Genomic DNA, 15,191 nt, shown 5'->3' on the forward strand with positions numbered 1-15,191 from the left:
TGGAAGGACAGACATCATGCCGCTTCAACGGGTCCGTTGGAAGTGGCAAGCGGCATGGTGACGCGAATGGCTGTTCCCCCGAGCGGCAGTCGCGACATGGTCATCGTGCCGCCATGCGTCTCCACCCGTTCCAGCATGTTGCGGATGCCGAGGCCGTTGGCCGTCGGGATCGGCGAGGGCAGGCCGACGCCGTTGTCCTCGATCGACAGCGTGAGATCTTTCACCCCTGCCGACAGGGCGATGCGCACTTCGTCGGCAGCGGCATGCTTGGCGACATTCGTCAGGGCTTCCTGCACGACCCGGTAGAGACCGGTCTTGGCCGAATCCGAAAGGCGGGCGCGGCACCGCTCGGTCGAGACGCGGACTGTGATTCCCGATTGCGACTCGAAATCCTTGGCCAGGCTGACCAGCGCCGCAGCCAGCCCCATGTCGTCGAGCACGCTCGGGCGCAGGTCCTTGGAAATCCGGCGCACTTCGCTGATCGCATCGTCCAGGATGCGCAGGCAGTTCTCCGCCTGCCGCTGCAGGTCCAGGGTGCCGGCGGCTTTGGAATGGATCATTTCGATGCCGTAGCGTACGGACACGAGCAACTGGGAAATGCTGTCGTGAAGCTCGCTGGAGACGCGTTTGCGTTCCTGTTCCTGGATGTCGACGATGCGATGGGTGAGTTCCTTCAGCTTTCCGTCCGCGAACTTCTGTTCGGAGAAGCTCACCGTGGCCACGGCACTGAGGATGAGAAGAATGGCGACCATGGTGATCAGGAAGATGACCAGCAGGGTCTGGCGAACGTTGGCGGTGAAGTCGGCCCGGATCGCGTCGACCTGCTGGGCGATGTCGTCGATGTAAAGTCCGGTTCCCAGCATCCAGTCCCATTTGTCGAGCATCACCGCGTAGCCAAGTTTTTCCGCCTCGACGCCGATGCTCGGCTTGTCCCAGATGTAGCGGTGGAAGCCACCACCCGATTGTGCCGCGAGCATCAGGTTGCGGATGACGAAGTCGCCTTTCGGATCCTGCAGGTCCCACCACTTGTTACCGACCAGATGCGGCAGCTTCGGATGCACGATGTTGGTGCCGTCGCGCAGATAGACGAAGAAATAGCCGTCCTCGCCGAAGGTGACGTCGTGCAGGATCCTCTTGGCTTCCTCCTGCGCGGCCTGCCGGCCGCCGGGCTCGTGGTCGTAGAGGATCTTGATCGAGGTCAGGGCCAGCGCGACCGTGTTCTGGAGCTCTTGGCGCTTGCTGGCCAGGATTCTCTGCTCCACGGTAGATGTCTGGACTTCGATGAGGCGGGACGCCTGAAAGGCGGTGATCGCACCCACCAGGATCGACACCGCAACCAGCGGAAGGACGGTAATAACGAACAGTTTTGTCTTGAATGTCACGTCCTTCGGACTCCAGATCGTCTCGTTCTTCTGGCGCCGTTCCCGGGCTACCCACTCATCCATTGTATTCAGTATTTATACCGATCTCATGCGCAGTAACACGACTAGCGCGACCCTCGACCGATCACCTAGACACATAGATTGATCGGTGCACGTGGTGGTGCCGATGGACCAAACGTCCATAGTCGGGAGGACTAGTAGTATGGATCGCCGTTCGTTTATCAAGAATGCAGGTATCGGTGCGGGCAGTGCCGTGGTTGCAGGCTCGCTGGCCGCGCCGGCCATAGCCCAGGCACGCACCGACATGGTGATCGTGTCCACTTGGCCGCGCGACATGCCGGGTCTCGGCATCTCCGCGCAGCGCCTCGCCGCCCGCATCGGCGAACTGACCGAAGGTCGCATCAACGTCCAGTATTTCGCCGCCGGCGAGCGCGTCGGTGCGTTCGACTCCTTCGACGAGGTCGCTTCCGGCAACGCCCAAGCCTATATCGGCGCCGACTACTACTGGAAGGGCAAGCATCCCGCCTGGGGCTATTTCACCGCGGTTCCCTTCGGCCTGACCTACACCGAGTTCGACGCCTGGATCAAGTACGGCGGTGGCCAGGAACTGTGGGACGAACTCGCCGACCAGTTCGGCCTGAAGAACTTCAATGCCGGCAACACCGGCGTGCAGATGGGCGGCTGGTTCAACAAGGAGATCGAGACCGCCGACGACCTCAAGGGCCTGAAGATGCGCATCCCGGGCCTGGGTGGCGACGTCATGGCCAAGCTCGGCGCGTCGCCCGTATCGCTGCCGGGCGGCCAGATCTACGAAAACCTGGTGTCGGGTGCCGTCGACGCGACCGAGTGGGTCGGTCCGTGGAACGACTATTTCATGAAATTCTACGAGGCCGCCAAGTACTACTACTATCCGGGCATGCACGAGCCGGGTTCCGCGCTGGCGCTCGGCATGAACAAGTCCTGGTTCTCCAAGCTGTCATCGATCGACCAGATGATCATCGAGGCCGCCTGCAACGAGGAGAACGCCAAGGCGATGGCCGAGGCGAACGCGAACAACGGCGCCTATCTCGACAAGCTGATCAACGAGCATGGGGTCGTGCTGAAGAAGTTCTCCGACGAGGTCTATGACGCTTTCGGCGAGGCTTCCGAAGCCGTGTTCGACGAGACTGTCCAGCACAGCGACCTGGCGCGGCGGACCCACGAGAGCTTCGCCAAGGCGCGCAGCGAGATCGGCCGCTGGATGCTGCTCGCCGACACCGGCTACACCGAGCAGCGCAACCGCGTTCTGGGTATCACCGTCTAAGGTCAATCGAGGTTCGAAAAGATGGCGGGGACGGGGCGCACGTGCGCTCCGTCTTCCATCGACCAACCAAGCGGCTGTAGAGGCACCCCGAAATGACGGCCTTGAACCCGGTTCAAGATGCAGCGTCGTCCTCGACGCGCATGCCCTCCGCTCCTGTCCGCGGCGTCATCCTCATCCGGCTGTTCGGCTGGGTGAACCTCGCGGTGATGGCGGCCTTTCTCCTGAACAACTACCTGACCTACTGGCAGGGGCTGCCCGGCATCGCGCCGGTCTTCGGCGGATCGGGCAATGGCAGCATGGCGATCGGCTTCGCCTGGGCCCAGGCCGGTCTCTATGGCCTGTTGTCGGTCGTCGCAGTGCTGTTCGTGCTGCGGACGGCGACACGCCCGCTTCGGGTCGACAGCCGCTGCGTCAGCGACATCAACGCCTTTCTCATCCGCGCCGCCTTCTGGGCGGTCCTGAGTGTTGGGATTGCCGACGCCGTCATCTCGTTCCTTCGCGTCGAAGGCCTGCTGGAGGGTGTCGTCGGCACGCAACTGACCGCCGACCTCGGCCGGTCGCAGTTCCGCGGCGCCTATGTGCACATGCCGCTGATCGCCCTGTCGGTGCTGATCGCAGCCTTCACCCGGACGCTCGGCTTCACATGGCTGGCGCTTCTCGTGGTCGTCGCCGAGTTGCTGATCGTCATCGGACGCTTCATCTTCTCCTATGAGCAGGCCTTCATGGCCGACCTGGTCCGCTTCTGGTACGCAGCCCTGTTCCTGTTCGCCAGCGCCTACACGCTGCTGGAGGAAGGTCATGTGCGCGTCGACGTGTTCTACGCCGGCCTCGCGCCGCGCACCAAGGGCTGGGTCAACGCCGTCGGCTCGGTTCTGCTCGGCATGTCCATGTGCTGGGTCATCCTGATCATCGGGATGGGTGGCAGGCAGAACGTCATCAACAGTCCGATTCTCGCCTACGAGACGACCCAGGCGGGCTTCGGCCTCTATGTCAAATACCTGATGGCAGGCTTCCTCGGCGTGTTCGCCGTGTCGATGCTCATCCAGTTCGTCAGCTACCTGTTCGATGCCGTCGCCGACATCCGGGGCGAGCCGGGCGGGCGCAACCACGACGTCCACGCCGTTCAGTAAAGCGCCAGAGACGTCAGAGACCGCCAGAGACCGCCATCCATGGAACTGTTCTTTCTCATCCTCCTCATCGTGCTGATGGCCGCGGCGCTTGGTTCCGGCTTTCCGGTCGCTTTCGCGCTGCCCGGTTCGGCGATCCTCACGGTCGGCCTCGCCGCGCTCGCCGGCTACGTCTTCGCCGGCAATGTCGACGCCTATTTCGCCCTCGGCGGGCCCGGACAGTGGTTGTCGGCCGGCGTGACCAACTTCCGCGGCATCTACTGGGAGGCCGACCGCGACACGCTGATCGCGATTCCGCTTTTCGTGTTCATGGGCATCATGCTGCAGCGCTCCAAGATCGCGGAAGACCTGCTGGTCACCATGGCCCGCCTGTTCGGCCCGATCCCCGGCGGCCTCGGCATCTCGGTGGTGTTCGTCGGCGCGCTGCTGGCCGCCACCACCGGCATCGTCGGCGCCACCGTCGTCGCCATGGGCCTGATCTCGCTGCCGGCGATGCTGCGCAACAAGTATTCCGTGCCGCTGGCGACCGGCACCATCGCCGCTTCGGGCACGCTCGGACAGATCATCCCGCCGTCGATCGTGCTGATCATCCTCGCCGACCAGCTCGCCAGTGCGGTCGACCAGGCCGGCTCGATTCGCCAGGCGCTGTACCGGGAGACGACCGGCGAGGTCACGCTGCCGTCCGACTTCGCCATCTCCTCGACCAGCGCCGGCGAGATGTTCCTTGGCGCGTTCCTGCCGGGGCTGGTGCTCGTCGGCCTCTACATGGCGTTCATCCTGGGCTTCGCCCTCTTGAATCCGAAGGCAGCGCCGGCCGTGCCCTTCGAGGGCAGGTTCGACCGCAAGTTCGCCGTCCAGGTGGTGGTCACCCTGGTGCCGCCGCTGGCGCTGATCTTCATGGTGCTCGGCTCGATCATCGGCGGCATCGCCACCGTCAACCAGGCCGGTGCGATCGGTGCGATCGGCGCCATGGTGATGGCCGGCTACCGGCTGCGGGGGGAGGCGCGCGGTGCCTACACGCCGGCGATCATCGCCATCCTGGCGCTGCTCGCCCTCGCGGTCGTGCTCAGCTTCTACAATCTCAACATCAAGCGCATCCAGACCAGCGACGACGTGCTCGGGCTGGTGATCGCACTGATAGCGGTTTCGCTGCTGCTGATCGCCGTGACCTGGAGCGGCTGGCGTACGCTGAAGATCGAAAACACCCTGCGCGAGGTGATGGTCGAGACCGCCAAGACCTCGTCGCTGGTGTTCATCATCCTGATCGGCGCGGCCATGCTGACCTCGACCTTCCGCGCCTTCGGCGGCGAGGAACTGGTGCGCGAGTTCCTGCAGAGCCTGCCCGGCGGCTTCTGGGCGCAGTTCTTCATCGTCATGCTGGTGATCTTCATCCTGGGCTTCTTCCTCGACTTCATCGAGATCGCCGTGGTGGTGGTGCCGATCGTGGCGCCGATCTTGCTCGCCGACCCGTCGGCCAACATCACCGCCGTCTGGCTCGGCGTCATGATCGGCCTGAACATCCAGACCTCGTTCCTGACACCACCGTTCGGCTTCGCCCTATTCTACCTGCGCGGCGTGGCACCAGCGGTGGTGCGCACGCTCGACATGTACAAGGGCGTGATCGCCTTCATCTCGCTGCAACTGCTGGCGCTCGGCATCGTCGGCTACTATCCGCCGCTGGTGAACTACCTGCCGAACCGCTCGTCGCTCCTGTCGGAAACCGCGCCGCCGCCGAAGAACCCGCGCCTGCAGTACTGCATGGAAAGCCTGATGGCGCAGCGCTTCGTCGCCGAGGGCGACAGGATCTCCGCCGCCCTGGCGCGCGCCACCGCACTTGATGTCGACTACCTGCCGAAGGACCTCCAGAAGGACTTCGAGACCGGGCTGGACGCGGCCGGCAAGGCGATGCCGCTGATGGCGGACATCGTTGCGGCGGAGCGCGCCGTCGCCGAGGCCGCCGTCGCCTACCGCCCGCTCCATGTCGAGGTCCGCGCCATGCAGCGCGACGCCCGGCGCATCGATGAGACCATCAAGGATCTGCAGGTGATCGTGTCGCGCTCCGGTGAGGGCCAGATCTACTCGGCCGAGCGCGGCGAGGCTGCCCGCGAGCGGATCGAGGAGTTGAAGGTCGAACACGACGCAATACTGGCGCGGATCCCGGTCGAGTGGGACGAGAAGCACACCGTCTTCGCCACGATCCAGACGGCCGAGAACAAGGCTCGGCAAACCTATCGGCGGACGGTCGACCAGGCCTATGAGCCGATCGCCAAGCTGCGCGGCGTGCTCGGCGGGGCGTCGGCCCTGGCGGCGATGGAGGTGGATTTCACGGCGCTCAAGGACGCGATCCTGTCGATGGAGACGCCGGCCGCCCTGGAGCGGATCGAGGATGTGCGCGCCCGGATCGGCGCCATCGACGGCACGAGCGACATCCGCACGGGCCTCAACGAGGCGCGCAAGATCATGCGCAGCGCCTCCCCCGATGCGGCCAAGGCGGTCGAGGCCGTCGATCAGTCCATCGCCGCCCTGCAGGCGGATCTCGCCTGGCGCCAGCTGGCGGCGGCCGAACTGCTGCCCGAACTCGATGCGCTCGATGCCGCCATCGGCGACACCATCGGCCTGCGCCAGCAGGCCCGGCTGCCCGAGGCCATGGCCCTCGCCGTCGCCGGTTGCCTGTCCAACCATCGCGACGTGTCGCTCAACTTCTGACCGCGAGGTCGGGCGAGACAAAGGCGCGGGAGGAGGCTAGGGTCTCCTCCCGTTTTCATATGCAGGAATCAGGGCAGAAGATGAACCGTATCGCCAGGGCGATCACGACCTTCAACCTCGCGGTCGGCGCAGCCGTTTCGTGGCTGATGATTGCCATCGTGTTCGTGCAGTTCGCCGTCGTGCTGCTGCGCTATGTGTTCGGTGTCGGCTCGATCTGGGCGCAGGAATCGATTCTCTACATGCACGGGTTCCTGTTCATGCTGACGGCCGGCTACAGCTTGGCGGTCAACGCCCATGTGCGCGTCGACGTCTTCTACCGGGAGGCTGCGCCGGCGGCGCGGGCGGCGGTCGATCTTGTCGGTGCCGTCCTGTTCCTGCTGCCCATGTGCGTCGTGATCTGGGTCCAGTCCTGGCCCTTCGTCGCCATGGCCTGGAGCATCCTGGAAGGCTCGCGCGAGACTTCGGGCATTCCGGCCATCTTCGTGCTCAAGACGGCCATCCTCGCCTATGCCGGCCTGCTTGCCCTTCAGGGCCTGGCGCTGATCCTGCGCGCCGCAGCGGCGCTCGCCGGGCCCGACGCCGTACGGTCGGCCTACAGCGCCGGGCGGGAGTGAGGCATGTTCGAAACGCTTCTGCCGATGCTCGACCTGCTCATGTTCGCGGCCGCCTGCATCTGCCTGATGGCCGGTTTCCCGGTCGCCTTCACGCTCGCCGGCGTCGCCCTCGTCTTCGCCCTGCTCGGCCAGCTGGCCGGCGCGTCGCTGTCGCTGGGCGCGATCCCTCTGCGCATCTTCGGCATCATGACCAACGAGACGCTGATTGCCGTGCCGTTGTTCATCTTCATGGGCATCATGCTCGAGCGGTCCAGGGTCGCCGAGGATCTGCTCGAGGCCATGGGCACCCTGTTCGGGCGCTTTCCCGGTGGCCTCGGCCTGTCGGTGTCGATCGTCGGCGCGCTGCTCGCCGCGTCGACCGGCATCGTCGGCGCCACGGTGGTGACCATGGGGCTGCTGTCGCTACCGACCATGCTGCGCAACGGCTACAACCCGCGCCTTGCGACCGGCTCGATCGCCGCCGCCGGTACCCTCGGCCAGATCATCCCGCCCTCGATCGTGCTGGTGTTCCTCGCCGACCAGCTCTCGACGGCCTATCAGACCGCGCAGCGCGAGCTCGGCAACTGGTCGCCGGATCCGTTCTCCGTCGGCGATCTGTTCGCCGCCGCCTTGCTGCCGGGACTGGGCCTGGTCGGGCTCTACATCGTCTACCAGACCGCCGTCGCGATCCGCAGGCCGCATGACGCGCCGCCGTTGGCATCGTCGTCCGAGGCTCTGGACTGGACGCGCATCGCCAAGGTTCTGGTACCGCCACTGACGCTGATCGTCGCCGTGCTGGGATCGATCCTCGGCGGCGTCGCGACGCCGACCGAAGCCGCCGCCGTCGGCGCCGTCGGCTCCGTGCTGCTCGCCGGCCAGCGGGCCGATCCGGCTCGGCCGGCGCCGATCTGGGTTGCAGCCCTGGCCTTGGTCGCGGCCTTCGTGCTGTCGGCTGTCGTCGACCTGCGCGTCGCCCGGACGGAAATCGCGCCGCTCGAACAGATCGGCATCGCCGCTGCCAGCGTCCTGTGCGCGGCGGTCGCCTGGGGTGTACTCGTCTCGCTCCACCGCATCCTGCGCGACAAGGTCCTCGTCTCGGCGCTGCGCTCGTCGACCGAGATCACGGCGATGGTGTTCACGATCATGATCGGTGCGACCTTCTTCTCGCTGGTGTTCCGCGACCTCGGCGGCGACGAACTGGTGCATCGCGCTCTTGCGGACCTACCCGGCGGCGCGCTCGGCGCCATGGTCGCCGTGATGCTGGTGATGTTCGTGCTCGGCTTCTTCCTCGATTTCCTCGAGATCGTCTTCGTCGTCGTGCCGCTGGTCGCCCCGATCCTGCTCAAGCTGCCGATGCCCGACGGCAGCGCCATGAGCCCGGCCTGGCTCGGCGTCATGATGGCGATCAACCTGCAGACCTCGTTCCTGACCCCGCCGTTCGGCTTCGCGCTGTTCTATCTGCGCGGCGTCGCGCCGGCTGCGGTACGCAGTTCGGACATCTATCGCGGCATCATCCCCTTCGTGCTCCTCCAACTGCTGATGCTGGCGATCCTGTGGGTCTTTCCGGGCATGGCAACCTGGTTGCCGAAGACGATCTACGGCTGAAAGGGCTTGACGAGGGCGCCGAAGGGTGCGGATGGCCTTGACTTGGCCGGGCCGAGGCGCTGGCCGCTGCGCGGCGCGTTGAAACAGTTTTGTCCCGTCGGGATCCGCCAGTCTGCTGCCCGCACTTGATCCGGCCCCGCCTCGCCGTCTTAACTGGTCTCCTGCGCTGACTCGGAAGGAGGATGGTCCGGGCCAGGCGCGAGGGAGGCCCTGCATGACGCGCAATTCGGTTCATCTGGATGATAAGTACGATCTTTCCAGGGAGCGGATCTATGTCTCCGGAACCCAGGCGCTGATCCGTCTCACCCTGATGCAGAAGGCCCGCGACCGGGCGGCGGGCCACAACACCGCAGGCTATGTCACCGGCTATCGCGGCTCGCCCCTAGGCGCGCTCGACCAGCAGTTCCAGCGCGCCGCCGGGGTGCTCGCGCCGGCCGACGTGCTGTTCCAGACCGCCATCAACGAGGATCTCGCTGCGACCGCGCTGTGGGGCACCCAGCAGGCCCAGATGCGTGGCGAGGGACGCTTCGACGGCGTGTTCGGCATCTGGTACGGCAAGGGGCCGGGCGTCGACCGTTCCGGCGATGCGTTCCGGCACGCCAATCTCGCCGGGACCGCGCCGCTTGGCGGCGTGCTGGCGCTGATGGGCGACGACCATACCTGCGAGAGTTCGACCACCGCGCACCAGTCGGAATTCGCGCTGGTCGACGCGATGATGCCGATCCTCAATCCGGCAGGCGTGCAGGAGATCCTCGACTACGGCCTGTTCGGCTGGGCGCTGTCGCGCTATGCCGGCATCTGGACCGGTCTGAAATGCGTCAAGGACACGGTCGAATCGACCGCCTCGATCGACGGCCGACCCGACCGCATGAGCTTCGTGACCCCGGACTTCGACCTGCCGGCCGGTGGCCTGTCGATCCGTCCCAACGATCATCCGGTGGTCCAGGAAGCGCGCCTGCACGAGTTCAAGTTGCCGGCCGCCCGCGCCTTCCTGGCCGCCAACGGCATCGATCGCATGATCCTGCGCGGTGGCCGATCGCCGAAGATGGGCATCATTTCGACGGGCAAGAGCTATCTCGATGTGCTGCAGGCGCTCGAAGACCTCGGCATCGACGAGACGCGCGCGGCGACACTCGGGCTGAGGCTCTACAAGGTCGGCTGCCCCTGGCCGCTCGATGCCGCCGGCGCGCGCAGCTTCGCTCGGGGGCTCGATCTTGTCGTCGTCGTGGAAGAGAAGCGCGCGCTGATCGAGACGCAGCTCAAGGAAGCGCTCTACGGCACGGCGAATGCGCCGCGGATCGTCGGCAAGGCGGACGAGGAAGGCAGGCCGCTGTTCCGCTCGCAGGGGGCGCTGGACAGCAACGAGATCGGCATCGCGATCGGCGAGCGGCTTCTGCTGAGCGCACCCAACGAGGACTTGGCGCGACGGGTCGAGGTCCTGCGCGACCTGCAGGCGACCCTGGCGACGACGAAGGACGTCGCCAGCCGCATCCCCTATTTCTGCCCCGGCTGCCCCCACAATTCGTCGACTCGTATACCGGACGGCGCGCGTGCCTATGCGGGCATCGGCTGCCACTACATGGTCCAGTGGATGGATCGCAACACCGAAGGCTACACCCAGATGGGCGGCGAGGGCGCCAACTGGGTCGGCGAGGCGCCGTTCTCGACCCGCGGGCACGTGTTCCAGAACATCGGCGACGGCACCTACAACCATTCCGGTTCGATGGCGATCCGGGCGGCGCGGGCGGCCGGCGTCACCATGACCTACAAGATCCTGTTCAACGATGCGGTCGCCATGACCGGCGGCCAGCGCAACGACGGCGGACTGACCGTGCCGCAGATCGCCGGCCAGGTCGCTGCCGAGGGAGTGACACGCATCGCCGTCGTCACCGACGAGCCTGGCAAGTATACGGCCGGGACCGCCTGGCCGCAGGGCACCACCATCGATCACCGCGACGACCTGATCGCGGTGGAGGAGGACCTGGCCGCAACGCCCGGCCTGACGGTGCTGATCTACGACCAGACCTGCGCGGCCGAGAAGCGCCGGCGGCGCAAGCGCGGGACGTTTCCCGACCCCGACCGGCGGGTATTCATCAACGATCTGGTCTGCGAGGGCTGCGGCGACTGTGGCATGCAGTCGAACTGCGTCGCGATCCAGCCGCTGGAGACCGAATGGGGTCGCAAGCGCCAGATCGACCAGTCGAGCTGCAACAAGGATTTCTCCTGCCTGAAGGGCTTCTGCCCGAGCTTCGTCACGGTCCATGGCGCCCGACTGAAGACGCGCGAGGCGGTGCGGCGCGCGCCGCCGGCTGTCGCCGAGCCGGACAAGGTTCCGCTCGACGGCCTCTACGGCATCCTGATCACGGGCGTCGGCGGCACCGGCGTTGTCACCGTCGGCGCCATCCTCGGCATGGCCGCCCATATCGAGGGGCGGGGTTGCGGCATCATCGACATGGCGGGGCTCGCTCAGAAGGGCGGAGCGGTGACCAGCCACCTGAAGCTGGCGCTGCGCCCTGAGGACATCTCGACCATCCGCATCGCTGCCGGCGGTGCGGATCTCGTCATCGGTTGCGACATCGTCGTCGCCGGCACCGCCAAGGTTCTCGCGGCCTGCGATCCGCGCAGGACCGTGGCGGTCGTCAACACCCATCAGACGTTGCCGGGCGACTTCACCCGCGACGCCGATTTCAGCCTGCCCGGCAAGCGGCTGGAAAAGGCGATCCGTGATCGCACCGCAGCCGGCAGGGCGCTGTTCCTCGATGCGACCCGGCTTGCCGGCGATCTGTTCGGCGACACCATCGCCGCCAACCTGTTCATGCTCGGCTGCGCCTACCAGCAGGGCGCCGTGCCGCTGGAAGCAGCGAGCATCGAACAGGCGATCGAACTCAACGGCGTGTCGGTCGCCATGAACCTGGACGCCTTCCGCTGGGGCCGGGCCGCTGCCGCCGATCCGGACGGCGTTGCGCGCCTTGCCGGCACAGCGCAGGGCGGCAGGCCGGTTGCCGAGCAGGGTCTCGGCGAGATGGTACGCCGTCGCCAGGCCTTTCTCACCGACTACCACAACGCCGCCTACGGCCATCGCTACGGCGAACTGGTCGAGCGCATCCGGGCGCGCGAGCGGGCGGTCGCTCCCGGCCGGGACGAACTGTCGCGGACGGTCGCCGAGCAGCTTTTCCGAATGATGGCGATCAAGGACGAGTACGAGGTCGCCCGGCTCTACACGGACCGGAGGTTCGTCGGACGGTTGCAGGACACGTTCGAGACATGGACGAGACTCGAATTCCACCTCGCGCCGCCGCTCCTGTCGCGCCCCGACCCGAGGACCGGCCGCCCGGCCAAGCGCCGCTTCGGTCCCTGGATGCTGCCCGTTTTCCGGCTGCTGGCGCGTATGAAGGGGCTGCGGGGCACGCCGCTCGATCCGTTCGGGCACTCCAGGGAGCGGCGGATGGAGCGCCGGGTGCTGGCGGAGTACCGGGCCGTGGTGGCGGATATCGCCGAACGCCTCGATGCGGAACGCTACGACGCGGCGGTGGTGCTGGCGGCCTATCCGGCGGCGATCCGGGGCTTCGGCCCGGTCAGGGAGGAGGCGATACGCCGATCGGATGCGCAGGTTCCGGCCCTGCGCGAGGCCTTCCGGACCGGCCGTCCGCTGAGCGCGGCGGCGGAATGAGTGCCGCCTCAGTCCCACTCCACGCTGGTGGTCAGCATGTAGCCGGATCCGTAGATGGTGCGGATAAGCGATGGCCCGTCGGAGGTCGACAGCTTCTTGCGGATGCGCGAGACGCGCACGTCGATGGACCGGTCGAGGCTTTCGTCGCGGCCGCCGTGCTCGAGCAGGTAGTCGCGCGACAGCACCCGGCGCGGCGCGCGCAGCAGCGCCTCGAGCAGCGCCGCCTCGCCGGTCGACAGGAACGTCTCTTCCCCTTCCGGCGACACCAGACGGTGCGATCCGGGTTCGAAGAGCCACGACGAAAATCGCGCGATCCTGCCGGTTTCGCCGGATCTGGGCCGGTCTGACGAGCGCCGCAGCACCGATCTTATCCGCGCCACCACCTCGCGCGGGTCGAACGGCTTGACCACATAATCATCTGCGCCCATCTCCAGTCCCATGACCCGGTCGGAGGAATGGCTGCGCGCCGAAAGGACGATGATCGGCACCGATGTCCGGCGGCGGATCTCGTTGATCAGCGTCAGCCCCTCCATGTCCGGGAGGCCGAGGTCGATCAGGCAGGCGTCGGGAGGCTGTCGGTCGAGGGATTTCAGCATGTCGCCGGCCCGCGGGAAACTCGCCGTCTGGAAGCCGTAGACCTCCAGCGTCCGCGCCAGCAAGGCACAGATGTCCTTTTCGTCGTCGACGATATAGACGAGCGGCGCATTCTGCTTGCCGTCGGATGAGGCGGCGGGGGCTGATGCGGTCGGGATCATGTCGTCAGGATCGTCCTAAGGGTTTCCGCGAGCGTCCGGCTGTCGAACGGTTTGGCGAGTACCGGAAACGGGGGCTCGGAGCCGTCTGCGCCGAGTCCGCTCCAGTCAGCGTATCCGGTCATGAGGGCAATGCCGAGGCTCGCGCGCTCGGTGCTGATCGCGCGGGCGAGGGCAAGGCCATTGACCTGGCCGGGCATGACGATATCCGTGAGCAGCGCACGGATTTCCGGCACGTCGCGCGCCAGGCTGCGCGCATCCTCGGCGCTTTCGGCAGCCAGCACCGTGTAGCCGAGGTCCTGGAGTTGTTCGGTGATCGTTGCGGCCACGGCCGCATCGTCTTCGACCAGCAGGATCAGTTCGCCGTTGCCCTCCGGCAGCGGTGGTAGGTCGTCCGGCCACGGGCCTGCGGCTCTGATCGTATCCGGTCTCCTGCGTGCCGGCAGAAGCAATGTGACGGCGGTACCCTCCCCGGGGACGGTCTCGATGTCCACCGACCCGCCCGACTGCCGCGCGAAGCCATAGACCATGGACAGGCCGAGCCCGCTGCCGGTGCCGAATTGCTTGGTGGTGAAAAACGGTTCGAAGACCCGCAGACGGGTGTCCTCGCTCATGCCGATGCCCGTATCCCGGACGGTCAGGCGGGCATATAGGCCCGGACCGAGGCCCGCCTTCGCGGCCTCCTTGACCGGCAGGTCGGTCTCGTCGAGCGTGATGGTGATCTTGCCGCCGTCGGGCAGGGCGTCGCGGGCATTGAAAACAAGATTGACGATCGCATTCTCGATCTGGGTCGGGTCGAGCCTGGCGATCAGTCTGTCTGTGGACGAGCGGATCTCGAGGGCAACGTTGCCGGGCATCGACCCCTTCAGCAGGGTTGCGACATTGTTGAGCACGCCCTGCAGCGGCACGTCGTGGGTCTCGGTGGCCTTGCCGCGGCTGAACGCGAGCAGCCGTTGGGTCAGGTCGGTGCCGCGCTGCGCTGCCTGCAGCATGGGCTCCAGATGCGCGAGGACCTCCTGCACGGTCACGTCCTGCCCCTTGCGCTTCAGGCTCAGAAGGTTGCCCATCAGGATGGCCAGAAGGTTATTGAAGTCATGCGCCAGGCCGCCGGTCAGCTTGCCGACCGCATCCATGCGCTGCGACTGGACCAGCGTCGCCTCGCTGCGCTTCTGCTCGGTGGCGTCGAGCGACAGCACGAATACGCCGAGCGTCCGTCCGTCGATGGTCATGTCCGGGATCAGCGTCGAGCGCATGTAGGCGACGTCGCCGTCCGCCTTGCGGCGGCTGTATTCGTAGGACACTGCATTGCCGGCGAACGCGTGTTCGATATGCGGCTCCAGTTCGGCATAGAGTTCCTGGCCGACCACGTCCTGCGGGGAGCGGCCGACGATCGAGGCGATCGAGTGACCGAACCAGTCGGCGTAGCGGCGGTTCGCGAACCGGAAGACCGGGCCGGGTCCCATGTAGGCGATCAGCGCCGGCACGTTGTCGGTGACGAGGCGCAGCCAGTCCTCGCTCTGTCGCAGGGCCCGGGTCCGTTCTTCCACGGTCCGTTCAAGTTTCTCCTGGCGTCGCCGCTCCTCCGTGACGTCGGTATAGGTGGTGACGAAGCCGCCTTGCGGCAAAGGTCGCCCGCTGACTGCGATCACCTGGCCATTGGGGCGGATGCGCTCGAAATAGTGGGGCTGGAACAGTCTTGCGCGCTCGACGCGGCGAGCGATCTTGGCCTCCGTATCCCCCGGACCGTACTCGCCACGTTCCGCGTTCACGCGCAGGAAATCGGCCAGATGCGTGCCGCGTTTGGCCAGCGCCTGGGGGAAATCGAGCATCTCCCATAGGCCGCGGTTCCACGCGACAAGCCGGAGATCGGCATCGAACACCGAAAAGCCCTGATTGACATGATCGAGGGCCGCCTGGAGCAGGTCCAGCAGTTCGGATTGGGGATCGGACCGTGTCATGATGTCACTCTAGGCAAGGCCTGCCGCGCACGCCAGTCAGCCACGCGGTGGAATGACTCTGGATGACACAATTCGACACAATTCACACATATTGG

At 66.3% G+C, this 15,191-nt stretch carries 9 protein-coding genes; 6 read left to right on the plus strand and 3 right to left on the minus strand.

Annotated elements, in window-relative coordinates:
- Positions 1 to 14: 14 nt before the first annotated feature.
- A complete protein-coding gene (locus tag SL003B_RS04175) occupies positions 15 to 1,382 on the minus strand; it encodes a cache domain-containing protein (RefSeq protein WP_041375828.1) in 1,368 nt (455 codons plus the stop codon).
- A gap of 202 nt (positions 1,383 to 1,584) precedes the next feature.
- Here SL003B_RS04175 and SL003B_RS04180 point away from each other — a divergent pair, with 202 nt between their 5' ends.
- The 6 genes from SL003B_RS04180 to SL003B_RS04205 all read left to right on the plus strand — a co-directional run bounded on the left by SL003B_RS04180 (position 1,585) and on the right by SL003B_RS04205 (position 12,386).
- Entirely contained in the window at positions 1,585 to 2,685 is a 1,101-nt protein-coding gene (locus SL003B_RS04180) for a TRAP transporter substrate-binding protein (RefSeq protein ID WP_013651570.1), read from the plus strand.
- A gap of 92 nt (positions 2,686 to 2,777) precedes the next feature.
- Positions 2,778 to 3,815 carry a TRAP transporter small permease subunit gene (locus tag SL003B_RS04185; protein ID WP_041375371.1) on the plus strand — a complete coding sequence of 346 codons (1,038 nt, stop codon included), beginning with the start codon at positions 2,778 to 2,780 and terminating at the stop codon, positions 3,813 to 3,815.
- Between the two features lie 39 nt (positions 3,816 to 3,854).
- Complete coding sequence (locus SL003B_RS04190; protein ID WP_013651572.1) at positions 3,855 to 6,518, plus strand: TRAP transporter large permease subunit; 2,664 nt, start codon at positions 3,855 to 3,857, stop codon at positions 6,516 to 6,518.
- An 80-nt stretch (positions 6,519 to 6,598) separates the two neighbouring features.
- The gene (locus SL003B_RS04195) at positions 6,599 to 7,132 is read left to right on the plus strand and encodes a TRAP transporter small permease subunit (RefSeq protein WP_013651573.1); all 534 of its coding nucleotides are present in this window, start codon (positions 6,599 to 6,601) and stop codon (positions 7,130 to 7,132) included.
- Between the two features lie 3 nt (positions 7,133 to 7,135).
- On the plus strand, positions 7,136 to 8,716 hold the full coding sequence (locus SL003B_RS04200) for a TRAP transporter large permease (protein ID WP_013651574.1): 1,581 nt from the start codon (positions 7,136 to 7,138) through the stop codon (positions 8,714 to 8,716).
- Positions 8,717 to 8,930: 214 nt separating this feature from the next.
- Positions 8,931 to 12,386: an indolepyruvate ferredoxin oxidoreductase family protein gene (locus tag SL003B_RS04205; RefSeq protein WP_013651575.1), complete on the plus strand. Its 3,456-nt coding sequence runs from the start codon at positions 8,931 to 8,933 to the stop codon at positions 12,384 to 12,386.
- Between the two features lie 8 nt (positions 12,387 to 12,394).
- On the opposite strand, the gene SL003B_RS04210 is transcribed toward SL003B_RS04205, so the two are convergent.
- A complete protein-coding gene (locus SL003B_RS04210; protein WP_013651576.1) occupies positions 12,395 to 13,141 on the minus strand; it encodes a response regulator transcription factor in 747 nt (248 codons plus the stop codon).
- Positions 13,138 to 15,096, minus strand: coding sequence for a PAS-domain containing protein (locus SL003B_RS04215; protein WP_013651577.1), 1,959 nt, complete (start codon positions 15,094 to 15,096; stop codon positions 13,138 to 13,140). Before SL003B_RS04215 ends, SL003B_RS04210 begins: the two co-directional genes overlap by 4 nt.
- Positions 15,097 to 15,191 lie beyond the last annotated feature (95 nt).

The sequence above is a fragment of the Polymorphum gilvum SL003B-26A1 genome, assembly GCF_000192745.1.
Taxonomy (GTDB): Bacteria; Pseudomonadota; Alphaproteobacteria; order Rhizobiales; family Stappiaceae; genus Polymorphum; species Polymorphum gilvum.